At 65.9% G+C, this 22,362-nt stretch carries 21 protein-coding genes; 6 read left to right on the top strand and 15 right to left on the bottom strand.

Annotated features, from left to right (window positions below):
* Positions 1-14: 14 nt before the first annotated feature.
* Genes TMO_RS08750 through TMO_RS08740 form a run of 3 tightly spaced genes read right to left on the bottom strand, consistent with a single transcriptional unit; the run spans position 15 to position 3,902 of the window.
* On the bottom strand, positions 15-1,034 hold the full coding sequence (locus TMO_RS08750) for a glycoside hydrolase family protein (protein WP_014745257.1): 1,020 nt from the start codon (positions 1,032-1,034) through the stop codon (positions 15-17).
* Positions 1,034-2,470: an undecaprenyl-phosphate glucose phosphotransferase gene (locus TMO_RS08745; protein ID WP_014745256.1), complete on the bottom strand. Its 1,437-nt coding sequence runs from the start codon at positions 2,468-2,470 to the stop codon at positions 1,034-1,036. Before TMO_RS08745 ends, TMO_RS08750 begins: the two co-directional genes overlap by 1 nt.
* Positions 2,471-2,525: 55 nt before the next feature.
* Complete coding sequence (locus TMO_RS08740; RefSeq protein ID WP_051045337.1) at positions 2,526-3,902, bottom strand: lipopolysaccharide biosynthesis protein; 1,377 nt, start codon at positions 3,900-3,902, stop codon at positions 2,526-2,528.
* Between the two features lie 96 nt (positions 3,903-3,998).
* Here TMO_RS08740 and TMO_RS31640 point away from each other — a divergent pair, with 96 nt between their 5' ends.
* The 5 genes from TMO_RS31640 (at position 3,999) to TMO_RS08715 (ending at position 9,645) form a co-directional block, all read left to right on the top strand.
* Complete coding sequence (locus tag TMO_RS31640; RefSeq protein WP_187297821.1) at positions 3,999-4,523, top strand: hypothetical protein; 525 nt, start codon at positions 3,999-4,001, stop codon at positions 4,521-4,523.
* Positions 4,511-6,634, top strand: coding sequence for a GumC family protein (locus TMO_RS32130; protein ID WP_041604882.1), 2,124 nt, complete (start codon positions 4,511-4,513; stop codon positions 6,632-6,634). The genes TMO_RS31640 and TMO_RS32130 overlap by 13 nt, the downstream gene beginning before the upstream one ends.
* Complete coding sequence (locus TMO_RS08725; protein ID WP_051045336.1) at positions 6,625-7,398, top strand: polysaccharide biosynthesis/export family protein; 774 nt, start codon at positions 6,625-6,627, stop codon at positions 7,396-7,398. The genes TMO_RS32130 and TMO_RS08725 overlap by 10 nt, the downstream gene beginning before the upstream one ends.
* Before the next feature lie 19 nt (positions 7,399-7,417).
* Positions 7,418-8,212: a WecB/TagA/CpsF family glycosyltransferase gene (locus tag TMO_RS08720; RefSeq protein WP_014745252.1), complete on the top strand. Its 795-nt coding sequence runs from the start codon at positions 7,418-7,420 to the stop codon at positions 8,210-8,212.
* Between the two features lie 146 nt (positions 8,213-8,358).
* The gene (locus TMO_RS08715) at positions 8,359-9,645 is read left to right on the top strand and encodes a hypothetical protein (RefSeq protein WP_051045335.1); all 1,287 of its coding nucleotides are present in this window, start codon (positions 8,359-8,361) and stop codon (positions 9,643-9,645) included.
* Between the two features lie 6 nt (positions 9,646-9,651).
* Here TMO_RS08715 and ureG read toward each other — a convergent pair whose 3' ends face one another.
* The 12 genes from ureG to urtA form a co-directional block, all read right to left on the bottom strand.
* Positions 9,652-10,368 (bottom strand): urease accessory protein UreG, encoded by a 717-nt coding sequence (ureG, locus tag TMO_RS08710; RefSeq protein ID WP_051045334.1) that lies wholly within the window; start codon positions 10,366-10,368, stop codon positions 9,652-9,654.
* Positions 10,365-11,120, bottom strand: coding sequence for an urease accessory protein UreF (locus tag TMO_RS08705; RefSeq protein ID WP_014745249.1), 756 nt, complete (start codon positions 11,118-11,120; stop codon positions 10,365-10,367). The genes ureG and TMO_RS08705 overlap by 4 nt, the downstream gene beginning before the upstream one ends.
* Positions 11,121-11,127: 7 nt before the next feature.
* Positions 11,128-11,973 carry an urease accessory protein gene (locus tag TMO_RS29260; RefSeq protein WP_014745248.1) on the bottom strand — a complete coding sequence of 282 codons (846 nt, stop codon included), beginning with the start codon at positions 11,971-11,973 and terminating at the stop codon, positions 11,128-11,130.
* Between the two features lie 111 nt (positions 11,974-12,084).
* A complete protein-coding gene (locus tag TMO_RS08695; RefSeq protein ID WP_014745247.1) occupies positions 12,085-13,794 on the bottom strand; it encodes an urease subunit alpha in 1,710 nt (569 codons plus the stop codon).
* 4 nt (positions 13,795-13,798) lie between these two features.
* Complete coding sequence (locus TMO_RS08690; protein WP_041605781.1) at positions 13,799-14,134, bottom strand: urease subunit beta; 336 nt, start codon at positions 14,132-14,134, stop codon at positions 13,799-13,801.
* Between the two features lie 73 nt (positions 14,135-14,207).
* Entirely contained in the window at positions 14,208-14,510 is a 303-nt protein-coding gene (locus tag TMO_RS08685; RefSeq protein WP_014745245.1) for an urease subunit gamma, read from the bottom strand.
* A 67-nt stretch (positions 14,511-14,577) separates the two neighbouring features.
* Positions 14,578-15,534: an urease accessory protein UreD gene (locus TMO_RS29255; protein WP_014745244.1), complete on the bottom strand. Its 957-nt coding sequence runs from the start codon at positions 15,532-15,534 to the stop codon at positions 14,578-14,580.
* Between the two features lie 18 nt (positions 15,535-15,552).
* On the bottom strand, positions 15,553-16,248 hold the full coding sequence (gene urtE / locus TMO_RS08675; protein ID WP_014745243.1) for an urea ABC transporter ATP-binding subunit UrtE: 696 nt from the start codon (positions 16,246-16,248) through the stop codon (positions 15,553-15,555).
* A gap of 15 nt (positions 16,249-16,263) precedes the next feature.
* Entirely contained in the window at positions 16,264-17,067 is an 804-nt protein-coding gene (gene urtD, locus TMO_RS08670) for an urea ABC transporter ATP-binding protein UrtD (protein ID WP_014745242.1), read from the bottom strand.
* Positions 17,064-18,149, bottom strand: coding sequence for an urea ABC transporter permease subunit UrtC (gene urtC / locus TMO_RS08665; protein WP_228382306.1), 1,086 nt, complete (start codon positions 18,147-18,149; stop codon positions 17,064-17,066). The genes urtD and urtC overlap by 4 nt, the downstream gene beginning before the upstream one ends.
* 121 nt (positions 18,150-18,270) lie before the next feature.
* Positions 18,271-20,010: an urea ABC transporter permease subunit UrtB gene (gene urtB / locus TMO_RS08660; RefSeq protein WP_014745240.1), complete on the bottom strand. Its 1,740-nt coding sequence runs from the start codon at positions 20,008-20,010 to the stop codon at positions 18,271-18,273.
* Between the two features lie 272 nt (positions 20,011-20,282).
* Entirely contained in the window at positions 20,283-21,554 is a 1,272-nt protein-coding gene (gene urtA, locus TMO_RS08655; protein ID WP_014745239.1) for an urea ABC transporter substrate-binding protein, read from the bottom strand.
* A 382-nt stretch (positions 21,555-21,936) separates the two neighbouring features.
* On the opposite strand from urtA, the gene TMO_RS29250 reads away from it, so the two are divergent.
* The gene (locus TMO_RS29250) at positions 21,937-22,323 is read left to right on the top strand and encodes an FtsB family cell division protein (protein WP_014745238.1); all 387 of its coding nucleotides are present in this window, start codon (positions 21,937-21,939) and stop codon (positions 22,321-22,323) included.
* Positions 22,324-22,362: the final 39 nt, after the last annotated feature.

The following is a 22,362-nucleotide window of genomic DNA, read 5'->3' as shown; positions in this document are numbered from 1 at the left end:
CCCCGTTTCAGGGCTTAAGGGAGAACCGCATCGCATCCGTCGCGGCCGAAGCCCTCGCAGACGGCCCGCAGCATCATGCCGCCGCTGGGCGTTGCGGCACTTGGGCCCGAGGGCGGTGTGCCAAGCATGCCATAGACCATCACCCCGGCCTGCTCCTGGTCTTTCAGGCGTGCGGCAAGATCGCGAATGGCATCGATTCCCGGAACAGGTTGGCCGGTCGGGTCAGGGGGCACGATCAGCCCGAGTGCGAGCGGGCCGTCCCAGATTGCCCGATAGGCCGCGAAAGCGCGTTCCGGATCGTAGGACGGGCCGGCGGCATAAGCCATGATGGTCACCAGATCGACGGCGGCGGCCGCCTCGCGATCGCGGCTCAACCACAGCATGCTGCCCGTATACGGGCCGCCGGGCGGCTCGGTCTGAAATGCGCCGGTGCCATAAGCCCCAGTGCTCCAGGCCGGAATGCTCAGCATCATCGGGCGTGGAAGCACCGCACGGGTGTCGGCGATCAGCCTCGACCAGGTGAGATCCGTCCGACAGACGACGGTGGAGCCTTTGCGCGCCTCCGCCGTCTGACAATCCGGTTTTGCCGGCTCGTAGTCCAGATCGACGCCGTCGAGCCCAAGATCAGTGACCAGACGTGCCAGGGCCCCGGGGTCATAGCGGTGCCAGCCATCGACATAGCCGGACCCACCGACCGCCAGTAGCACCTTCATCGCAGGTGCGCGCCCTTTCAGCGCCCGAATGGCATCGGCGAGGACGGGGCCGGGGACCGGGGCCTGGAGCCCGGTCTCGGTAAGATCCAGCCCGCCTCGGTAGACGAGGTCCGGTTTGACGAAACCCAGGACCTGTACATCGATATGGTCCGGTGTCATCGCCAGCCGCGTGGCGCTGCCGAGTGCCACGGGTATCTCGTCCCAGCTTTCGTAATAGGCCATCGAGAAGGGCTGGGGAAGCGTGACCCGCTCGGCGCCCGAGGCCGCCTGCGTCGCCAGAAGGCCGATCGTCGTCAACAGAAGGGCGCGCATCGCCTGCATCAGAACACATCCCGTCCGGCCATGCCGCCGAACAAAGTCCGGGCCATGATCCGGATGTCGAACCACAGCGACCAGTTCTCGATATATTGCAGGTCCAGCTCGACCCCACGCCGGGCCTTGTCGGCATCGTGAATGCCGCCGCGCATGCCGTTGATCTGCCCCCAGCCGGTGATACCGGGCTTCACCCGGTGGCGGGCGGCATATTCCTGCACCGTCTCGAAATAGGTGCGCTCTCCGACCAGCATATTGGGGACATGGGCGCGGGGGCCGACGACCGACATCTCACCGCGCAGGACATTGAACAGCTGCGGCAGTTCGTCGATGCTGGTTTTGCGAATGAAGCGACCGAGCCGGGTGATGCGTGGATTGTCCATCGGCGTGCCGCGCGACCCGTCGTCGGTGGGATCGACGGTCATCGACCGGAATTTGAACATGTCGAATTCACGGCCGTTGAAACCGACCCGCCGCTGTCGGAACAGGACCGGACCGGGGCTGTCGAGCCGCACCAGGATCGCGACCACCAGCAGCAGCGGGGACAGCAGAAGAACGGCAATGCCGGCAACGATATAGTCCAGGATGCTCTTCAGAATCGCGTCAGTGCCCTTGAGCGGCCGGCGTGCGACCTGAAGAAAGGGCAGGCCGCCGACATTGAACAGCTGCGCACCGCGCAGATTGATCCAGTCCGCCTCGATCGGCAGCAGCACGTCGGCCGGGATGGCACAGAGTTTACGCATCATCTCGGCAATGCGCTGGCCGGCCCGCCAGGGCAGGGCGATGATCACCACGTCCACGCGTTCCTGACGCGCCCGACGGGCCAGTTCGTCGACACCGTGAGTGACGGTGAGGCCCGCAATTTCCACTGCGCGACGCGCTGCGCGATCGTCAAAGACACCGATCAATTCATAGAGATCACGCCGGCCGGGGGCATCGAGATAGCGGATCGCCGCCTCGCCTTCTTCGCCGGCGCCGATCACCGCCACCCGACGCTTCAATGCCCCACGCCGTTCCATACCCGCCACGGCGATCCGAGCCATGCTTCGCCCGATGGTCATCAGGATCAGGCCGGCAATCCCGAAGGTCGTCAGCCAGCTTTCGACAATGCCGCCCGGCAGAAAGCCGATGGCGAAGATGCCGGCCACCACCAGAGAGGCGAGCAGGCCCAGGATGATGTCGGCGACCTGCCCCCGCAGGTGGCGGTACCGTTCCCACCGATAGACCCGACGTCCCTCGTTCACCTGCACCATGGGCACGACGGCCAGTGCACCCAGAAGCACCGATTGTGCCCAGGTCACATCGGCCGCGGTGGCTTCCGACAGTGGCCGGGCGACTACTGCAGCGGCCAGCATGGCCAGGATATCGAGGAAGCGGACGGCCCGGTTCACAAGACCGAAAGTGATGTTGCGCAGCCGGGGCGTGATGCTGTCGGACGTGGTCATGCGCGGCGGGCCTCGTCAGCCGTGTGGTGGTGAGATGCGGGGCGGAAGCAGATGATCAGGTCGTTGACGGTTGCCGGTTCAGAGCCAGAAGATGGCGGAGCGTCGCCGGCAGAGGGAGCGCGGCAAAGGGACGGGCCGCCGGTAGCAGCGAGGCCGCGACCATGGCGGCCCCCAGGCCCCCCTGTGCAGTTGCGATTGCTGTGGCGAGTGCTGCACCGGATGCACCGATCAGCGGGATGAAACTCACGGACAATAGCAGAACCACCACCAGCTGCGCGAGATTGAGGCGCTGCAGGGTGCCGCCGTTGCCGGTCATGGCGAGCAGCACATCCTGCCCGGTATAAAGGGCGTTGATTGCCTGTCCGGCACCCAGGATCATCAGCGGAACCGCAGCAGTGATGAAGTCGGGAGAGAGGATGGCAAGCAGCGTCTCGGGCAGCACGATCATCGCCAGGCAGACGAAACCGCCGGTGACGGTGCCGATCAGCTGGATCTGCCGGTTCAGATGACCGAGGCTGTCCAGATCACCCTTGCGATGCAGGGCGGCAAAGCGCGGGCTGGCGACGGTGCCGAGACTGACCAGCACCATCCAGACCAGCATCGAGATCCGCAGCGCCACGCTGAATGCGCCGACATCGGCAGCGTCGGCCATCACTCCGAGAAGCAGGACCGGAACCGACACGATGGTCGCCTGGACGAGCTCGACCACCATAAGCGGCCAGGCCGTCGTCATCAGTGGCGGCATATGTCCGGCAGAGCCGGAGGCGGGCTCGCCGGCGCTCAGTGTTGTGTCGTGCCGGAAACGGGTCCGGTCGCAAAAGAAGATCAGGCCGGCAACACCGCCGGAAAACCAGATCGCAACACCCATCCAGGTCACCAGGCTCGCGGCGTCCCGCGCTCCTGCGATGACGGCGAGCACGGTAAGGGCAGGCCAGAACGCATTCTGCAGGAATTGCGCCCAGGTCGTCCGACCGGTGCCCGCGAGTGCGGCGGTCAGTGTGAAGGTTACGGACATGCCGGCGACGGCGATGGAGGTGTGGACGAGTGCGGGCGCCAGAGCCGGATCGCCGAAGACGATGTGCGCCAGAGTGGTACCGCCAAGTCCGGTGGCGATGCCCAGCACGAGCCCGGTCACGGTCACCCGTCCGACACCGGCCAGGAGCGTCCGCCGCGCGGTGGCACCCTGGGAGAGCCCCAGTTCCGCCCCCATGTGACGGGTCAGAGCCCGGTCGATGCCCATGCGCCCGAAGGTTGAAAACCAGCTGGACCAAGTAAGGCAGAGGAAAAACAGACCGGCTTCGGCCACCCCCAGAATACGTGCCGTCAGAAGATAAAGCGCCAGCTTCGCCACCACTTCAAAGGCTCGCACACCGAAGCCCGCAACCACAGGGCGCTGGAAGAAGAGGACGATCCGTTGCACCTGCCGATCCATCCGAGAGAGTGGGAAGACTGACGACTCGCGGGAACGGGTCGTTCCTGACGCGTTTCTGAAGTCTCTGCCAGTATACCTACTTCGTGGCCACAAGGCGTGCTTGAAGTCGTGGCGCGGGGCAAATATGCTGTGCTCAGCGAGTTCGAAGGCTGCAGCGTCCGCTCTATCGCCGGTTGTCGTCGATCTCTTGGCCGCGTCAGACTGCGGAAAGTCTCTGGAGAGGACGTCTTGGGACACCGGGCGGGCAGGCGGATCCTTAGCGCGATCGTATTCACCGTTCTTGCCGGTCCGGCGGCTTTCGGTCAGGAACTCCGTGCGGATGAGGATGACCCCTCGGTCGCAGCCATGAGGGCAAGTCGACAGTTGGATCCGCTCTATGAAATCCGCGAATACTTCCGACGCGAACTGCCTTTTGGATGGTGGGCCTCCGAGCCGGAGAAATTTCTTGGTGGATATCAGGTGACCTTGAACATTCCCAAAGATTGGGCCGGAAACCCTCATTCGGCAGCGATGAGCTATTGTCCGGATCGCACGAGCGAGATCTGGCAGGTGGTTCAGCGTCTGTATATCGAGACCAGATACCACGACCTCAGCTGGGCAGGTGTCGAATGTCGCTCGTGACAGGGAACGAGGCTGCGCGACGGCAGAGGCAGGGCACGGGACAGGGGGCATATACCCTGCGCGACCTGCTGATCGTCGCCTCCTATCATCGCAGGGCCATGATCGCGGTGTTCCTGGTGACCGTGATCGGTGCCTGTGTGGCGGCGTGGTTCAGCCCGATCCGGTACGAGGCGGAAGCGCGGCTTCTTGTCCTGTTCAATGCCGAGCAGTCCGGAAATCAGGACCTTGTCGAACGCCCGTCCATCCTGTCCATCGACGGCTTGAGGGCGACGGAGTCGGAAGTCGACATTCTCCGCAGCCGGACCCTGATCCGTGAAATGGTGCGCAAGGTGGGGGTCCAGACCCTGTTTCCTCGGCTTGATGGCGAGGGACCGCTGGGTTTCGGCAAAGCTGACTCCGAGGATCAACTGGTCGAACGCGCCACCGACCTGGCCGAGGCGCGCTTCCGGATCACCGCGCAGAGCGGTTCCAATCTGGTGCTCGTGGCATTTTCCCATCAGGATCGGGCTGTGGCGATCAGGGCGGTCGATGAATTGATCCGGGCCTATCTGGCGCGACGCGGTTCCATCTATGCCAATCCGCGATCGCCCTTCCTGGAAGAGGAAGCTGAGAAGTTTCGCCAGCAGATCGACCAGCTGCAGCGAAACCTGGCCACTGCCAAGGCGAAGTACAAGGTCCTGAATCTGGAGCAGGAGATCCTTCTGGCGGTGAACCAGGAGGATAGCATCATTCAACGCAGGCGCCATGTGATGGAGCGGCGAGAAGCGCTGCGCATCGAGGTGGCGAATGCGCAGGAGCGGTTGGCCAAGCTTCCGGAACGGGTGTTCGATTTCACGGAACGGACCAACCGTACCGACAATGACGAGGCGCGAAATGCCCGCATCAAACTCCAGCTTGAACGGGACCAGCTGCGGGCGCGCTATCAGGACAACCATCCGCGCCTGCAGGAAATCGAGCGCCAGATCAAGACGCTGGAGCAGTTTCAGGAGAAGGAACGGCCGGTCTATTTTGCCGACCGGACCGTTCGCAATCCCGCCATCGCCTTTCTGACCAACCATCTCATCCAGATTCAGCTGGAAGAGGAGGCGACGGCCCGTCAGCTGGAAGAGCTGGAGCGTCAGCGTGACGTTGCCCGCACGCGCATTGCCGAGCTGCGAGAGGGCGAACAGGTGATCGGAGACCTGACGCGCAGCCTGGACGTCGTCGACAAGCTCTACCGTCAGGCACGGGAACGCGCAGAAACGGCCAGTCTGGAAGAGGCTGCGGCTGCCGAACGGGCATCGAATGTGCGTGTGGTCGAATATGCCGATGCGCCTGCACGTGGAAGCAGCCAGGCAACCAATCTGGTGGCGGCCGGCCTGTTTGGTGGCCTGCTCCTTGCCGCTGTTGCAGGTCTGGCAGCTGCCTGGAACCGCAGGGTGTATCTCCTGCCGCTTGAAATCGAGCGCGGCCTCGGACTGCCGGTTCTGGCCACCTTCAACGAAGCAGGCGGTTTCGTGGGTGGTGGCGCCCAGGAGCAGATGATTTATTTTGTCGGACGCCTGCTTGCGGGACGGGAAGATGGGCAGTCGCTCCGGTCCATTCAGGTGGTCTCCTCAGGCGAAACTGAAAACCGTGAGGGTTTCTCCAGGGCGCTGGCGACCGAACTGGCGGAAGGGCATGGCCGGCGGACGCTTTTGGTAGATCTCGATCGTGACGGAAATGGCCAGGCTGGCGCACTGCGCGCCGGAGATGCCGTTGAGTTGGGCGTCGATGGTATCCGGGCCGCGCCGACACGGATTCCCCGCCTCGACGTGACCGTGGATGCTGCGGGTTCGACGCTGGGGCGCATGCGTACCGAGGTGGGTGAGTTGGGGGTGCTGATCGAGGGGCTTGCCAGCCGCTACGACTTCGTCATCGTCGATGCACCGGCGACCCGCAATAGCTTTGTTGCCTTGCGGCTTGCGCCGGTGGTCGACGGCTCCATCCTTGTCGTGCGGGCTGAACATACCCGTGCGCCGGTCGCCAGCCACACCCGGGACCAGATTCTGGATGCCGGTGGAGACATGCTTGGAGCCGTGGTGACCGGCCGCCGATTCCACATTCCGAGGGCGATCTATCGATGGCTGTGATGCGGATCGCAGGGAACTGGGGGCGGCTTCTGGCTGCCATGGGGCTCGTGCTGATGCTTGGCGCCTGCGAGACCGGCCAGGCCATTCGTCCGGTCGCGGCGGATTCGCCCTTCGCGTCCGGCACTTATAATCCGATCGCCTTTGCCGACTGGACCGACGAGCTGCCGCCCTATCGCATTGGAGAGGGCGATAAGCTCAAGGTCGGTTTCTGGCGAACGCCGGAGTTCGACGAAGAGGTTACGGTCCGGCCTGACGGCTATGTCTCGCTCAAATCTGCAGGTGAGGTGCTGGTGGCCGACCTGACCCCGGCCCAAGCCTCCGAGCGTGTGGCCGGCCAGTCGACGCGCATCCTGCGAGACCCGGACGTGAACGTGGCCGTCGACGATGCCATTTCGGCCCGGGTCTATGTCGGCGGCGACGTACGTGCGCCCGGTGTATATCGCATCGTCGGACGGATCGGCGTCGCCGAGGCCCTGACATTGGCCGGTGGAATAACGCCCAATGGCCGGATGAACGAGATCGTGCTGATCCGACGAGACCCGCAGGATCGACCGATGATGCGCACCGTCGATCTGCGGGGACTTCTGGAAGGCCGGTTGATCGACATTCCGATCGTGCAGGGCGACATCATCTTCGTCCCGCGCAGCCGGATTGCAGAGGTCAATCTGTGGGTCGCGCAGTTCATCGAGGGTGTCGTGCCGTTCCAGCGGGTCTTCCAGTATTCGATCACCCGCAACGACACGACGAAGAACACGCCGTTCTAGCGCAGGGAGGCACGACCGGATGACCGCCGAGACCGCCTCCACGCCGGCTGCGGTGCCGCGGATCGACTTTCTCGGGCTCGAGATCAGCGATCTCGATTGCGATCCGGCTGCGGCCGCCATCGCAGCACGCGATCCCGATGCCGGCTTTGCCTATGTGGTCACTCCGAACGCCCAACATATGGTTCGGCTTGCCCGAGGAGCTCCGGAGTTCGAGCGGGCCTATGCTGGTGCGTGGCTGGTTCTGTCCGACGGCAATGTGGTGCGCCGGTTCTCTCGCCTTGTCCTGGGGCAGGCCTTGCCGCATGCGTCGGGAGCCGATGTCACCGGCCGACTGTTCCATCACCATATCCGGCCCGACGACGGAGTCATGGTCGTCGGCGGTGATGATCGATTGATGACTGAACTTCGCCGCCAGTTCGGGTTGACCGACCTTCATCAATACGTGCCGCCCATGGGTTTCATTCGTGATGCAGCCGCAGTGGATGCCACGGTGGAGGCAGTAAAAGCGCGGTCGGCACGATATGTCTTCATTGCGGTCGGCTCGCCACAATCCGAGCTGCTTGCCCGGCGCATCGCCGACGCAGGAGGGGCGGTTGGCACGGGTCTGTGCATCGGATCTTCGCTGCTTTTCGTCACCGGACTGGTGCGTCGCGCACCGGCTTGGGTTCGAAAGCTCGGCCTTGAAGGCGGCTGGCGTCTGATGCTGTCGCCGGTGGGCCATTTCCGCCGGGTATTTCACGAGAGCCTGCCCATCCTCGGTATCATCATCCGCGCACGATTTGGTGGCCGCGGCATTCTGCAGCGACCGTCGTGAGAACCGGCGGCGGAAAGAAGGCGGTTCTGTCGCGCCGTCGCGGCCGGGTCGTGGCGCCCGGCCTCGCTGTCGATGGGGATGTCTCCGCCGATCTGGCAGAGAGGGTCCTTGCCAGTTCCGGGGCGACGGACCGATCGACCGGCCGGATGGAGATCCTGCTGCTCGTCGCGGCACTGCCGATGTTCGGGCAGGTCTTCCATTACCTCATCGATGCGGGACCATTTTACTATCTCTCGAAGGCCTGGCCGTTTCTGACCCTGCCGCTGGCACTCCACGGCGCCTTCCGGCTGAGCGGACGTCATCATCCGCTCTATGCCATCGTGCTCGGCTATGTCATCGGGATTACCCCGGCCCTGTCGATGCTCTGGCTGGGCAATGCCTTTATCGACGCGTTCGGCACGACGATCAAAGTCTGGCCGATCACCTATTATTTCAGCGTGCTCTCGACGCTGGCACTGCTGCGCCCGTCGCCGGATCTGCTGCGCCGGATCCTTCTGTCTTTCGGTGTGGCGACCTTCCTGCTGATGTGGCTGCTCTGGCTGATCGTGCCCCGCACGCACTATGCGGTGGATGCCACCCAGAGCAAGCTGTTCATGTACGAACTGGAGCGTGGCTACCGGATCTATATGCCGATGGTCTTCGGTGTGCTCTCGCTGCTTTATCTCGTTCGACGGATGAGCGTCTCGCCGCGGCTGCTCTATGTGGCGCTGTATCTGGCCGGGCTGATGACGATGGTGCTCATCTTCAAGCAGCGGATCAGCATTCTGGCTCTGCTGTTGATCAGCGCCTGGGTGCTCTACCGCAATCTGCCCAAGCTGCCCCGATCGCTGGTGACGCTGGGGCTCGGGATCGGTGTGCTGGTGCTGGCGATCACGGTTCTGATCCCGGCGGTCGAGGCCCTGGAGAAGAGCCTCGGCAACTCGCTCTCGATCCGGGCCCGGTCGCTGTCCCTGGCATTCGACTACATGCTGGCGGATGTCTGGCGCTGGCTCTTCGGCGTGGGGTCGATCACCCGCTTCAGCGCGGTGACGCTTTTCGACCTGTTTGGCACCGATCACTTTTATCTGGCCGATATCGGCTGGGTCGGCATCGTTTTTGAATATGGCGTGGTCGGGGCGCTGCTGATCTTTGGTCTCTATGTTGCGGGGCTGCGCGACGCCTATGGCCGGCGGGCGCGGGCGCCCGAGCGGCAGCTCGCCGACCCGCGTGCCGAGGCCATGGCAGCGGCTCTCGGCGACTATGTGCTGTTCCTGCTGGCGGCGAGCGCCGTCTACTCGGCCGTCTTCACGCCGGGTGAACTCGCGACGGTGACGGCGCTTCTCGTCTATCTGCGGGGGTTCTGGTCGACCCAGGCCGCAATGGGGCCGCGCACCACACTCCAGCCGGACGAGCATGTCCCGGTGCCCGGCCGTGGTGGCGTCGTCCGGCTCTGATCCGTATCAGGCAGCGGCCTCGGCTCTGGCCGCCGCGACATCCAGCGGTGCCGCAGACGACACGCCCAGCCGATCGTCCAGCCCGCCCAGGTCCAGCAGGCGGGCGATCAGGGCATCGACGCCGGCGCCACTCTTCATATTGGTGAACAGGAAGGGGCGGCGGCCGCGCATGCGGGCGGCATCCCGCTCCATGATCCCGAGATCGGCGCCGACCAGGGGGGCCAGATCGACTTTGTTGATCACCAGCAGATCCGATCGGGTGATGCCGGGGCCGCCCTTGCGCGGGATCTTCTCGCCCGCCGCCACATCGATCACATAGACCGTGATATCGGCAAGCTCGGGCGAGAAGGTCGCCGACAGATTGTCGCCGCCGCTTTCGACGAAGATGAGCTCCAGATCGGGGAAGCGGGTGCTCATCTCCGCCACCGCTGCGAGATTGATCGACGCATCCTCGCGGATCGCAGTATGCGGGCAGCCGCCGGTCTCCACTCCCATGATCCGCTCTGGTGCCAGCGCACCGGCCCGCGTCAGGATCTGCGCGTCTTCCTGGGTATAGATGTCGTTGGTGATCGCCGCGATGCGATAGCTGTCGCGCAGCCTGCGGCAGAGCACTTCGAGAAGGGCGGTCTTGCCCGAGCCGACAGGGCCGCCGACACCGATGCGCAAGGGCCTGGAACTACGCTCGGGGGTGAGCGGGATGGGCGCGGGGGAGAGTGTGGTCATGAGCGGAACAGCCTGGAATAGAGGGTTTCGTGTCGAAGGGCGGCAATGTCGGCAAGAATGGCAGCCCCGCCGGGAGCGGCCTCCGGCCTGGCGCGGGCGGCGGTGGCCACGGCACCGATCACAGGCCCCAGCGCCGCCAGCACCCGCTGGCCATCGGTCTGCCCCAGCGGCACCAGCCGGACGCCCGCCGAGACGAGATTGGCGGCAAAGGCGTGGACAAGGGCTTCGATCAGCATGTCTTCGGGCAGGCCGGCCCATCCGCCGCAGGCCCCTGCCGCAACCGGCAGGGTGACGGGAACCTCCACAGCGTCGAGCTGCGCCGCCAGGTCCGCGGCTTTGTCGAGCGCCCAGCCACGGGCAACCGCATGGAGGAACGACCGTCCCTGCTGGCGTGCCTCCAAGGCGCGTTCGCCGGCGGGGACCAGGGCGGACGAGACGATGGCGGTTTCCACAAGCCCGGCCATGTCGCCGGCACGGGCCTGGCGGGCGGCGCGCACAGCGAAACCGGCATCCGTCCGCCCGGCCCCGAAGCGCAGGACGCCGTCGATCCAGGCAGCGAGCGTTTCTGCCGTGCCGACCGTGCCGTCTTCGACCGCCTGCTCCAGCCCGTGACTGTAGCTGAAGGCACCGATGGGGAAGCTGGGGCTGGTCCAGGCGAGCAGCTGGTGGAGGCCCTGCACGTCGGTCGTGACTGCACAAGCTGCGGGTCCGTCCGGCCATCCGTAGAGCAGGGCCTGTCCTTCGGCGGTCATGGCGGGATCAGTGGTGATGGCCGTGATCGGCATAGGCACCGGGTTCAGGCTCGAAGGCATCTGCCGCCGGCAGAACACGCAGCCCCAGCGCGGCGGCGATCCGGCGGACAAGCGGTTCATCCGAGGCCCGGATCCGCCAGCCGTCCACCACCTGCACCGGCCGATGGCGGTTGCCGATCTGCCAGGCCGCACGGGCGGTGTCGGCACCGGTGCCGCCGACCAGATCGACGGCGGCGCTCGCCTTCATGGCATGGCCGTGGTCATGATGCCCGTGATCGTGATGCCCATGGCTATGACCGTGCTCATCCCCCGCCGCGATGCCGGCGGCCCCCAGGATCGGTTCCGGATCGAAGGGGGCGACGGTCTCCGTCAGATGCGCCCCCAGCCGGCCGAGCAGGTCGCGGGCAACCAGGTCGCGGGAAATGCGCAGCCGCGGCGTGACGATATGGGTGGTAACGGCCAGCGGCACATGCCGGTTGCCCAGATGCCAGGCGATGCGGACGAGATCCCGCCGATCCGCAGTTTCGGCTTCAATCACCGCTTCGGGTGCCGCCCGGACCACGACATGGCCGCCCTGGTCCAGCATCAGCCGGTCACCATCGGCCAGCCTGACCGCCTCGCGCAGGTCCAGCAGGAAGGCGCGGCCGTCATCGGTGGCAAGCCGGATCCGCCGGCGATGGCGGTCGGCATGCGGCAGGGTGATCGTGCCCCAGGCGGCATCCGGGCCCAGAACCGGCAAAGCAGCAGTCACCACCTGCACGGCCCTGGGCATGACCGACTGAGGGGCTTCGGGAACCAGGGGCGTGATCTTCTCGACGGCGGCGGCCGTGGCGGAAAGCTGGGTCATCTTCATGGGAACCGGTCTCCTGCGTGGCGACGCGATGCGGCTGTCGCATGCGGATCGTGCATCGGGACGGGGGGTTTGATCGGTGATCTTTCGGTGTGTCTCCCTGGAAAATCTGTGTCAGAAGAGGAAGTAGCGCTGGGCGAGCGGCAGGACCTCGGCCGGCTCGCAGGTCAGCACCTCGCCATCGGCGCGGACTTCATAGGTTTCGGGGTCGATCTCGATCACCGGGCAGGCGTCGTTGAGCGCCATCTGCGCCTTGGTGACCGTCCTGGTCCCACGCACGGCCGCAAGCCGCCGGCCGCCCGCCATTGCCTCAAGACGGCCGGAGGCAAGAGCGGCCCCAGAGACGAAGGTGAGGCAGGACGCCGTCCGCGCGGCGCCCATCGCCCCGAACATCGGCCGGTAGATCACCGGCTGCGGCGTCGGGATGGAGGCATTCGGATCCCCCATCGCCGCATAGGCGATGCTGCCGGATTTGAGCACGATGTCCGGCTTCACGCCGAAGAACATCGGCTTCCAGAGCACCAGATCCGCCAGCTTGCCGACCTCGACCGAGCCCACTTCGGCATCGATGCCGTGCGCGCGGGCCGGGTTGATCGTGTATTTGGCGACATAGCGACGGGCACGGAGATTGTCGTTGTCGCCGGTCTCGCCCGCCAGGCGGCCGCGCTGGCGGCGCATCTTGTCGGCCGTCTGCCAGGTCCGGATGATCACTTCGCCCACCCGACCCATGGCCTGGCTGTCGGACGAGATCATCGAGATGGCCCCCAGATCATGGAGGATGTCTTCCGCCGCGATGGTCTCGCGTCGGATGCGGCTTTCGGCGAAAGCGACGTCTTCCGGGATCGACGGGTCGAGGTGGTGGCACACCATCAGCATGTCGAGATGCTCGTCGATGGTGTTCACGGTGTAGGGGCGGGTGGGATTGGTGGAAGAGGGCAGCACATTGGCGAGCCCGGCCACCTTCATGATGTCGGGCGCGTGGCCGCCGCCGGCGCCTTCGGTGTGATAGGCATGGATGGTGCGGCCGGCGAAGGCGGCAATGGTCCGTTCCACGAAGCCGCTCTCGTTGAGCGTGTCGGTGTGGATGGCCACCTGCACGTCCATCAGGTCGGCAACGGTCAGGCAGGTGTCGATGGCCTTGGGCGTGGTGCCCCAGTCCTCGTGCAGCTTCAGGCCGCAAGCGCCGCCTTCGATCTGCTCCATCAGGCTTTCAGGCCGGCTGGCATTGCCCTTGCCCAGAAAGCCGACATTGATCGGCAGGTCGGCAGCCGCCTGGATCATGCGCATCATGTGCCAGGGGCCGGGGGTGACGGTGGTCGCGAAGGTGCCTTCCGCAGGTCCTGTGCCGCCACCGATCATGGTGGTTACGCCGCTTGCGATGGCGTCGATCGCCTGCTGGGGGGCGATGAAATGGATATGGGCGTCAATACCGCCGGCGGTCAGGATCCGTCCCTCGCCGGCGATGATCTCGGTGCCGGGGCCGATGACGATGTCGACGCCGGGCTGGATGTCGGGATTGCCGGCCTTGCCGATCGCGGCGATGCGGCCGCTGCGCAGGGCGACATCCGCCTTGATGATGCCGGTATGGTCCAGAATCAGGGCGTTGGTGATGACGGTGTCGGCAGCACCATCGGCGCGGGTGCGCTGTGACTGGCCCATGCCGTCCCGGATCACCTTGCCGCCGCCGAACTTGACCTCCTCGCCATAGATGGTGCGGTCTTCCTCGACCTCGATCACCAGTTCGGTGTCGGCCAGACGCACCCGATCGCCAACGGTCGGTCCGTAGGTGGCGGCATAGGAAACGCGATCGATCTCGTAGGCCATGGGTTCAACCCTCCCCGCCCTTGGGTGCCGCGGCGCCGAGCGCGCCCGACACCTTACCGTCGAAGCCATGCACCACCCGGTCGCCCTGATAGGCGACCAGGCGCACGCTGCGGGTCTGGCCGGGTTCGAAGCGGACGGCCGAGCCGGCGGGAATATCGAGACGCATTCCGTAAGCGGCCGGGCGATCGAAGGTGAGCCCGGTATTGGTCTCATAGAAATGATAGTGTGAGCCGACCTGCACCGGCCGGTCGCCGGTGTTCGCGACCTCGATCTCTATGGTCGGGCGGCCGGCATTCAGGGTGATCACTCCGGCGGCGGGGATGATCGCGCCCGGCGCCAGGCCTTCGGCGTCGGGAGAGAACGGGGTATCCGCAGCAGCGCGGGGCGGGGTGGTGTCGGTCATCCTGGCCCCCTCAGCGGATCGGGTTGTGGACGGTGACCAGTTTGGTCCCGTCGGGGAAGGTCGCTTCGACCTGGATCTGTTCGATCATCTCGGGGATGCCCGGCATCACCTCGTCGCGGGTGAGCACCCGACCGCCTGCCGCCATCAGATCGGCGACGCTGCGGCCGTCGCGGGCGCCTTCGACCACGACATCGGTGATCAGGGCAATCGCTTCCGGATAGTTGAGCTTCACGCCACGGGCACGGCGCTTTCGCGCCACTTCGGCCGCCATGGCGATCAGCAGTTTTTCCGTCTCCCGAGGGCTCAGATGCATGCGGCGGACGCTCCCTGGCCGTTCCCTGTATCGTTTAACCTGTCGCCTCTGACGGGCGGATTTCAGTTCAGCCGCGACGGATGCGCGGCAAACGCGGTGGATGATGAAGAAGTTCCGCCCGCGCCACCGCCCACAGCCGGTCGAAAACCCGCTTCAGACGGGCGGCATCGCCCCCCGCCATCCGCACCACCAGACACCCGTCGACGAGACCGATCCCGACGATGGGACGGGTGAGGGCATCCGGATCCGCAGCGGACCCTGTTGCATTTGATGCATGTTTCGTGCCGAAAGCCGGCTCCGGGCCTTCAGCCGCTTCCAGTTCCCGCCGCAACCGGTCGCGGAGCGCCTGGCCCGCGGTCTCTCCCGGACTGCCGATTCCGCAGAATCCTGCGATTGCGGTCATGCCGCCCAGCGCGGAGGGGCTGGCGATGGCGGCGGCGAAATCCTCCTCTGCCAGGTCGAAGGCATCGGCCAGCACAAGCCTGCCTGCACGCTCGACTGCCCAGGCATCGCGCAATCGTGCTCTGAGGACGCTCTCACCGTGGGCAGTCCGCCCGAGCACGAGTATCTCGCCGAACAGGGCGCGAGAGGTCTGATCGGCGAGCATTAGTCGGGTGCGACGCTCGAACCGGGCACGGTCGTAGATGATCGTCTCCTGCGGCAGCCATTCGAAGCAGGCATGCCGACCGACCCGGAACAGATTGTCGATCGTGGAAACCGGTCCGGTCGTCCGATAGACGCGCTCTGCCGCCTGCGGCATCAGCAGCAGCCGGGCCCCGTCCTCGACCGTCACGTCCAGCCCCAGCCGGTCGCCGCCCACGATACCGCCCGAGGTGCTGGTGACCACCACCATCGGCGGCTCGCCGGGTTCCGCATGGGGGAAGAGCGCCCGATAGGGCACCTGCTGGACAAGGTCGCGCAGGCCACGCCTGGCAGTGGGAGCGGGGCCCATCACCAGGGTCAGACGGCCGCAATCCAGGGCGGCACGCCGGGCACGAGCCGCATCGTCTTTGGGAATCTGCACCTTCGGGGGCTACCGGTATCAGACGGTGAGGTGGCGACGGATGTCGTCGTCGAGGGCTGCCCCGTCTCCGGCGGCGATCACCTCACCGCGATCCAGCACGATGAAGCGATCCGCAAGCTCCTGGGCAAAATCGAAATACTGCTCAACGAGGACCACCGCAAGCCCCCGTTCCCGGGCAAGCAGCCGGATCACCCGGCCGATATCCTTGATGATCGAGGGCTGGATACCCTCGGTCGGCTCGTCCAGGACCAGCAGCTTGGGGGCGGTGACGAGCGCGCGGCCGATGGCGAGCTGCTGCTGCTGGCCGCCGGACAGGTCGCCACCCCGGCGGCCGAGCATGGATTTGAGCACGGGGAAGAGCGCGAAGATGTCGTCCGGGATCTTCCGCTCCAGCTTGCGTGGCCGGGCGGCGAGGCCGGTGCGCAGGTTCTCTTCCACCGTCAGCAGCGGAAAGACCTCGCGGCCCTGGGGCACGAAGCCGATGCCGGACCGGGCCCGGTCATAGGGCGCGCGGCCGGCAAGATCGGCGCCATCCAGCTTGATGCTGCCGCCCGAGGGCTTCAGATGGCCTGTGATTGCGCGCATCAGCGTGGTCTTGCCGACACCGTTGCGGCCGAGCACGCAGGTGACCTCGCCGGCGCGGGCCTCGATCGAGACGCCCTTGAGCGCCTGGGCCGAACCGTAATGCACGTCCAGCGCATGAACGTCGAGCATGGGTGCAAGCCTCCGTCAGCGGCCGAGATAGACGTCCACGACCCGCTGGTCGGCCTGGACATGGTCGAGAGAGCCTTCGGCGAGCACCGAGCCTTCGTGCAGCACGGTCACCTTGCAGTCCAGATCGCGCACGAAGCCCATATCGTGTTCGACCACGATCACCGCATGAGACTGCGCCAGGCGCTTCAGCAGCACGGCGGTCTGTGAGGTTTCGGCATCGGTCATGCCGGCTGCCGGTTCATCGACCAGCAGCACCCGCGGCTGTTGCATCAGCAGCATGCCGATTTCCAGCCACTGTTTCTGGCCGTGGCTGAGACGGCCCGCGGGTTCATGGGCGCGGTGGGCGAGGGCGATGTCCTCTAGAACCGCCTCGATCCGCGCGGCCTTGTCGGCGGTGCGCCGGAATTTGAGGGCCGCAAACGGGCCGCGATCACCGGCAAGCGCCAGTTCCAGATTGTCGACCACGGTATGGGTCTCGAAGACGCTGGGCTTCTGGAATTTGCGGCCGATGCCAAGGGTGGCGATGCGCGCCTCGTCGAGCTTCGTGAGATCGATCGAACCGTCGAGCAGGACCTTGCCCTTGTCTGGCCGGGTCTTGCCGGTCATCACATCCATCATCGTGGTCTTGCCGGCGCCGTTGGGGCCGATCACGGCGCGAAGCTCGCCGTGATCGACCACCAGCGACAGCTCATTCAGGGCCCGGAAGCCGTCGAAGCTGACGGTCACGCCGTCGAGATAAAGGGCACTGCCCCGGGGGCTGCGGCCACCGTCGGGTGCGGTGCCGGCATCTGCCAGCAGGTCGGCGGTATGCACGGTCATCCGCGGTCCTCCGTGGCGGCGGGGGGGACGGCCTCGCGGCGGCGGCCGAAGGTGGGGAAGGCCGGCAGCCGGCCGACCAGCCCCTTGGGCAGGAACAGCGTCACGGCAACGAACAGCGCCCCCAGGGCGAAGAGCCAGAATTCAGGCAGGGCGCCGGTGAACCAGGTCTTTGCCCAGTTGACCGCGATACCACCCAGGGCGGCACCCCAGAGCGTGCCGCGGCCGCCGACCGCCACCCAGATCACGGCTTCGATCGAGTTGGCGGGGGCGAACTCGCCCGGATTGATGATGCCGACCTGCGGCACATAGAGCGCACCGGCAATGCCGGCCAGCATGGCCGAGAGCACGAAGACGAAGAGCTTGTAGTGCTCCACCCGATAGCCCAGGAAGCGCACCCGGCTTTCGGCGTCGCGGATCGAGACCAGCACCTTGCCGAGCTTCGAGGTCACCACGATGCGCGAGAGCGCATAGGCACCGACCAGGGCGATGGCGGTGGCGGAATAAAGCGCCACCCGCATCTCGGGTGCCTGCAGGCTGTAGCCGAACAGGTCCTTGAAGTCCGTGAGACCGTTATTGCCGCCGAAACCCATGTCATTGCGGAAGAAGGCGAGCAGCAGGGCGTAGGTCATGGCCTGGGTGATGATCGACAGATAGACGCCGGTCACCCGCGACCGGAAGCACAGCCAGCCGAGCACGAAGGCGAGCAGGCCGGGCACGACCAGCGCCATCAGAATGGCGAACCAGGCCATGTCGAAGCCATGCCAGTACCAGGGCAGTTCCTGCCAGTTCAGGAAGACCATGAAGTCGGGCAGAACCGGGTTGCCATAGACGCCGCGCGGGCCGATCTCGCGCATCAGATGCATGCCCATGGCATAGCCGCCCAGGGCGAAGAAGGCGCCGTGACCCAGGCTGAGGATGCCGCAATAGCCCCAGACCAGATCGAGGGCGAGGGCAAGCAGCGCATAGCAGAGATACTTGCCGAACAGCGACACCATGTAAGACGGGATCGCCAGCGGATGCTCTGCCGGCAGCACCAGGGCGGAGATCGGCATCAGCACGGCGGAGGCCGCGATCAGCCCCATGAAGATCAGCCCGCCACGATCGCCGAGCAGGGCCAGGAGGATCGGCCGGCGCGGGCCGCGTGCCAGGCCGCGCGGGGCCTGGCGGGGAGCGGCGGCGGGTTCGGTGGTCGATGCCATGGGATCAGGCCTCCACCGCGCGGCCCTTGAGCGCGAACAGACCGCGCGGCCGCTTCTGGATGAACAGGATGATCGCGATCAGCACCAGGATCTTGGCGAGCACGGCACCGGCGAAGGGTTCCAGCAGCTTGTTCACCACACCCAGGGCGAACCCGCCGATCAGCGTGCCCCAGAGCGTGCCGACACCGCCGAACACCACCACCATGAAGCTGTCGATGATGTAGCCCTGGCCGAGATTCGGGCTGACATTGTCGATCTGGCTGAGCGCCACACCGGCAATGCCGGCGATCCCTGAGCCGAGGGCGAAGGTGAGGGCGTCGATCCGGCCGGTCCGGATGCCCATGGACGAGGCCATGGACCGGTTTTGCGTGACCGCACGGACATGCAGGCCGAGGGGCGTTTTGCGCAGAAGCAGTGCCACGCCGCCGACCACGACCAGGGAGAAGGCCAGAATCCAGAGCCGGTTATAGGTCAGCGTGATGCCGCCGGCGATCTCGAAAGCGCCGCTCATCCAGTCGGGGCTGGAGACTTCGCGATTGGTCGGCCCGAAGATGGAGCGCACCGCCTGCTGAATGATCAGGCTGAGCCCCCAGGTCGCGAGCAGGGTTTCGAGCGGCCGGCCATAGAGCCAGCGGATCACGCTGCGCTCGATCGCGAAACCAGCGGCCCCCGAGACCAGGAAGGCTGCGGGCAGGGCGATCAACAGCGATACCGGCATCAGGGCCGGCGCCGCGGCCGCGATGCCCTGCTGGACCAGATAGGTCGTATAGGCCCCGAGCATCACCATCTCGCCATGGGCCATGTTGATCACGCCCATCACGCCGAAGGTGATGGCAAGACCGACGGCGGCAAGGACGAGAACCGATCCGAGGCTCAGCCCCTGATAGACATTGCCGACGAGCGCCCACATTTCGAGCTTGGCTTCCACGGCAGCCAGCGCATCGATCGCCGCACCCTTCACCGCCTGGGCGGCATCCGGGGAGAGCCCTTCCGGTGTACCGTCGGCGATCCGGCCGAGCAGGCTGCGGACCTGCGGGTCGGCATAGTCGCCCAGGGTCTCGATCGCCTGAAGGCGTTCCTCCGGGTTCTCGGCGTAGAAGGCCTGCACGGCGGCCAGCGCCTTGGTCAGGGCATCGCGGGCGCGGCCGTCGGTCTCGGTCTCGATCGCCTGGGTGAGCAGCGGCAGTGCCGCCGCATCCGGAGACTTGATCAGGCCGTCGGCCGCAGCAATGCGCCGTTCCGGCCGTTTTGCCCTGAGATCGATCAGGCCCATCGCGGCGCGGGCCTCGACCCGCACCCGATTGTTGACGCGGATGCGCTCGACCAGGCCGCGTTCGGCCTTGCCGAGATCCTCGCCGGTCACCGGATCGCGCATGCCGGCATCGTTGCCGCGACCTTCCAGGATCACCAGACCGCCATCGTTCAGGCGGCCGAGATTGCCGGACTGGAGGGCATCGATCGCCCGGGCGGCACGGGCATCGCCCGTGGCGGCCAGGGCGCGAATCAGTGCCAGCGCGCCGTCGAAGCCACTGCCTTCGGTGGCGAGTGCGGCGCGCAGCTGTGCATCCTCTTCCGCGGTCGGTGCGGCATCGGTCGTCTGGGCGACGGCCACGCCTGCGGGAGAAAAGGTGGATGGGCCGGTGGCGAACGGCAGGATCAGCAGCACCGCCGCCAGCGCGAGGGCGCGCAGCAGCGTGGCGGGGCCGCCGGCAGGCCGGCGGGGAGAAATCGCTTGTCCGGGCATCGGGCTCGTCTTCTGCAACCGCGTGCGGAGCCGCCGGTGAAGCTGACCGGCCGATCCGGGGCGGCAAGGGCAGGGTGGGGCTTCGGCGGTCGTGATGTCTCGGGCGGCGGGAGAGCGTACCGCGGCCACAGGCAGACAGCCGAAGCCCCGTCCTCCGCGATCGGGCGGCACGGGCCACCGTCCGATCGGTGAAGACTTTCCGTGAAGATGCTGCTGCGCCAGGCCATGCCGGGGTTGGGCCGGCCCGGCGCAGCCGCCGTGATGTCAGCGCATCACTTGTACTTCGGCGTCTCGCAGTTGCCGCAGACCCAGGGATAGGTCCAGTCGGCGGTCAGCTTGGCACTTTCCGGGATGTAGTCGGACCAGGCATCGCCGACGATCGGACCATCGGTCTTCCACACGGTCGAGAACTGGCCATCACCCTGGATCTCGCCGATCAGCACCGGCTTCGACAGGTGGTGGTTGACGTTCATGACCGCGGTGGTGCCGGTCAGCGACGGGACCTTCTGGCCGTACATGGCCTGGCGCACGGCATCGACGTCGGTGGTGCCGGCCTGCAGCACCGCCTGGCTCCACATCTTGAAGCCGATATAGGTCGCTTCCATCGGGTCGTTGACGACGCGCTTGTCGTCCTTGATGAAGGCGTGCCACTTCTTGATGAAGTCGGCGTTCTCGGGCGTATCGACCGACATGAAGTAGTTCCAGGCGGCCAGATGGCCGACCAGCGGACCGGTGTCGAGGCCGGCCAGTTCTTCCTCGCCCACCGAGAAGGCGACGACCGGAATGTCGGCGGCGTCGATGCCCTGGTTGGCCAGTTCCTTGTAGAACGGCACGTTGGCATCGCCGTTGATGGTGGAGACCACGGCGGTCTTCTTGCCGGCGCTGGCGAACTTCTTCACGTCCGAGACGATGGTCTGCCAGTCGCTGTGGCCGAAGGGCGTATAGCTCTCCATGATGTCGTCATCCGAGACACCCTTGGAGTGCAGGAAAGCGCGCAGGATCTTGTTGGTCGTGCGCGGGTAGACATAGTCGGTGCCAAGCAGAACCCAGCGCTTGGCCGCCCCGCCATCCTCGCTCATCAGGTATTCGACGGCCGGAATGGCCTGCTGGTTGGGGGCGGCACCGGTGTAGAAAACGTTGCGCGAGCTTTCCTCACCCTCGTACTGCACAGGATAGAACAGAAGCCCGTCCAGCTCTTCGAATACCGGTAGCACGGACTTGCGCGAGACCGATGTCCAGCAGCCGAAGACAACGTCGACCTTGTCCTTCTCGATCAGTTCGCGGGCCTTTTCGGCGAACAGCGGCCAGTTCGACGCCGGATCGACGACGACCGCTTCAAGCGGACGGCCGAGCAGGCCGCCGCTCTTGTTCACCTCGTCCACCAGCATCAGCACGGTGTCCTTAAGGGTGGTCTCGCTGATCGCCATGGTGCCGGACAGCGAATGCAGAACGCCCACCTTGATGGGTTCTGCGGCAGTGGCGGCGCTGACGGCGGCTGCGGCGAGAATGGCGCCGCTGGCGATGGTGCGGACGATGAGTTTCATTGACGGCCTCCGGTAGGGCGCGTTGTTCCGATCCATGAGCCAGAGCAGCAAGAAGCGGACCAAACATGCTTGGGTAGGAAGGCGGCGGTCTGCCGTCCGCAGGTCTCCGCGGTTCTCTCCGGGGAAGATTACGTAGAAGGCGACAGGCGCGCAGGTGTCCGAACGGTGTTGGGTTCGCTCAAAAAACCGTCAGATGACATGACATGGTTAAAATTTAGCCATATTTGTGACAGCCCGTGGAATGAGCCGGCGCGGCGACCGCGCCACAGGCGCCATGACAAATATCGGACGGGGAGGCCTGCGCCACGAAGGCTGATTGACGCCGTGACAACTGCGTGATTCCATGCACCCCATGTCGATGCAAAGGGATATAACGCGCCGCTTGCGCCAGATCGCGCCCCAGATTTTCTGGGGGTGCCTGGTCAGCTATTTTGCGTTCCACGCGGTTCAGGGCGACCGCGGGGTCGTGGCCTGGCTGCAGATGCGCCAGCAGCTGGCGGCGCTGAACCATCAGCTCGACGACGCCCGGACAGAACGGCAGCGGCTGGAGAAGCAGGTGGCTCTCATGCGCGCAGAGAGCCTGGATCCCGATATGCTGGACGAGCAGGTCCGCCGGGTACTCGGTTACACCGATGCGCGTGATCGCGTTGAATTTTACGACGCTGCAGCACCCGTCACGCCCGATGCGTCGAGTGAACCGCCGGCTTCGGGCGCCGCGGGTTCGGGTACGCCCAGTGTTCTGGACGTTCTGCCCGAGGCACCGCGATAACCCTTGGCTGCATGCCATCATGTGACGACCCGGTGATTG

Source organism: Tistrella mobilis KA081020-065, from assembly GCF_000264455.2.
Lineage (GTDB): Bacteria > Pseudomonadota > Alphaproteobacteria > Tistrellales > Tistrellaceae > Tistrella > Tistrella mobilis.
The sequence above is the reverse complement of the archived record's forward strand: the minus strand, read 5'-3'. Positions and strand labels throughout refer to the sequence as shown.

What these genes read in the sequence shown, in the direction of transcription:
- urtC (WP_228382306.1), bottom strand. Translation starts at nt 18,149, where the DNA reads ATGGGGCTGATCGCGGCCTCCGCCGTGCTGATGCCGATCTCCGCCCTG.
- urtA (WP_014745239.1), bottom strand. Translation starts at nt 21,554, where the DNA reads ATGAAACTCATCGTCCGCACCATCGCCAGCGGCGCCATTCTCGCCGCA.
- TMO_RS08705 (WP_014745249.1), bottom strand. Translation starts at nt 11,120, where the DNA reads ATGACCGCCGAAGGACAGGCCCTGCTCTACGGATGGCCGGACGGACCC.
- TMO_RS08715 (WP_051045335.1), top strand. Translation starts at nt 8,359, where the DNA reads ATGGAGATCCTGCTGCTCGTCGCGGCACTGCCGATGTTCGGGCAGGTC.
- TMO_RS29260 (WP_014745248.1), bottom strand. Translation starts at nt 11,973, where the DNA reads ATGAAGATGACCCAGCTTTCCGCCACGGCCGCCGCCGTCGAGAAGATC.
- urtE (WP_014745243.1), bottom strand. Translation starts at nt 16,248, where the DNA reads ATGCTCGACGTTCATGCGCTGGACGTGCATTACGGTTCGGCCCAGGCG.
- TMO_RS08740 (WP_051045337.1), bottom strand. Translation starts at nt 3,902, where the DNA reads ATGGATCGGCAGGTGCAACGGATCGTCCTCTTCTTCCAGCGCCCTGTG.
- TMO_RS08685 (WP_014745245.1), bottom strand. Translation starts at nt 14,510, where the DNA reads ATGCATCTGAGCCCTCGGGAGACGGAAAAACTGCTGATCGCCATGGCG.
- urtB (WP_014745240.1), bottom strand. Translation starts at nt 20,010, where the DNA reads ATGCCCGGACAAGCGATTTCTCCCCGCCGGCCTGCCGGCGGCCCCGCC.
- urtD (WP_014745242.1), bottom strand. Translation starts at nt 17,067, where the DNA reads ATGACCGTGCATACCGCCGACCTGCTGGCAGATGCCGGCACCGCACCC.
- TMO_RS08720 (WP_014745252.1), top strand. Translation starts at nt 7,418, where the DNA reads ATGACCGCCGAGACCGCCTCCACGCCGGCTGCGGTGCCGCGGATCGAC.
- TMO_RS08750 (WP_014745257.1), bottom strand. Translation starts at nt 1,034, where the DNA reads ATGCAGGCGATGCGCGCCCTTCTGTTGACGACGATCGGCCTTCTGGCG.
- ureG (WP_051045334.1), bottom strand. Translation starts at nt 10,368, where the DNA reads ATGACCACACTCTCCCCCGCGCCCATCCCGCTCACCCCCGAGCGTAGT.
- TMO_RS08695 (WP_014745247.1), bottom strand. Translation starts at nt 13,794, where the DNA reads ATGGCCTACGAGATCGATCGCGTTTCCTATGCCGCCACCTACGGACCG.
- TMO_RS32130 (WP_041604882.1), top strand. Translation starts at nt 4,511, where the DNA reads ATGTCGCTCGTGACAGGGAACGAGGCTGCGCGACGGCAGAGGCAGGGC.
- TMO_RS08725 (WP_051045336.1), top strand. Translation starts at nt 6,625, where the DNA reads ATGGCTGTGATGCGGATCGCAGGGAACTGGGGGCGGCTTCTGGCTGCC.
- TMO_RS08745 (WP_014745256.1), bottom strand. Translation starts at nt 2,470, where the DNA reads ATGACCACGTCCGACAGCATCACGCCCCGGCTGCGCAACATCACTTTC.